General features: G+C 38.0%; 2 protein-coding genes. One reads left to right on the top strand and one right to left on the bottom strand.

Going from position 1 to position 1,001, the window contains the following annotated elements; all coding sequences use genetic code 11:
* Positions 1-189 (top strand): signal peptidase II (locus ACTXGO_RS14620; RefSeq protein ID WP_443575031.1); only part of this gene is annotated, 189 nt, incomplete at its 5' end.
* A 613-nt stretch (positions 190-802) separates the two neighbouring features.
* On the opposite strand, the gene ACTXGO_RS14615 is transcribed toward ACTXGO_RS14620, so the two are convergent.
* Positions 803-1,001 (bottom strand): DUF1294 domain-containing protein (locus ACTXGO_RS14615; protein ID WP_443575030.1); only part of this gene is annotated, 199 nt, incomplete at its 5' end.

Here is a 1,001-nt window from a genome sequence, read left to right as displayed (position 1 = left end):
GGTAATCTGATTGATCGCCTGCTCCATGGTCACGTTATCGACTTCATCCACGTGCATAACGCCGATGTCTGGCATTATCCGATATTTAATATTGCTGATATCGGCATTAGTGTTGGCGTGGCGATCATTGTCATCGATATGCTGTTTTTTGAAGGTAAGCGTACTGATCCTAAAAAGGCTAAAAATTAGCATCGTTTCATTAAAAATAAACCCCGTCATAATTCACTATGGCGGGGTTTATTTTTAGTATTAAACTAACCTGACATGTAATATTGAACAAAGAACTTGGTGGGTTACGTTTTGGTTCATCTACCCTACGCAATATTCTTATATAACCTCATGATCCGTTGAAGAAAAAACCGGAGACAAAAATGAAACTTATTAACTATACTGATCTATTGAGCAGACCGTAATAAATGAGTTGAAAATAGAGTAAAAGGTCATGATAGATGGATTTTTTTATTTTTCTTTTTTTCGTAGCAATCGTTGATTCGATAGGATTAATCCCTTCAATATTACTAGTAGCATTGAGTCCTATTTATTTAATAGTATACTTTTGGATGTACAAAAAAATGATTACCTTGTCTTCTGTAGTTGGATCTTTTTTTATAATTGCAGCTACCTGTCTATCTCTTGCTATGATTGTACTATTTTTTATAGTTGAAAATTCGACAAGAATGTGGGGTTAGGGTTATAGGCTAGGCAAAACCCTTATACCCGAAGGGATAGTTAGCGGTAAGTTCATTGTATGCACAGAATATAAAAAAGGCTGCCATTGGTAAAAAGTACAAAACCCTAAAATTCATAAAAACCCCTCCAATCCCCCACCCGCCATCACAAATAACAAGCCCGCCAAGTTAATGACTACCGTCAAATAATACGCCATACGAAACTCTGGCTTTTGGGACTTGTGGCGCAGATAAATCTGGGCAACCAGCGCTCCAACCCAGCCGCCAAGCGCGCTTAAAATATGTAAAGTCATCTCAGGGGTGCGCCACTCA

It is taken from the genome of Psychrobacter sp. T6-1 (genome assembly GCF_052258445.1).
Note: the sequence above shows the minus strand (reverse complement) of the source record. Positions and strands in the feature narration are given on the sequence as shown.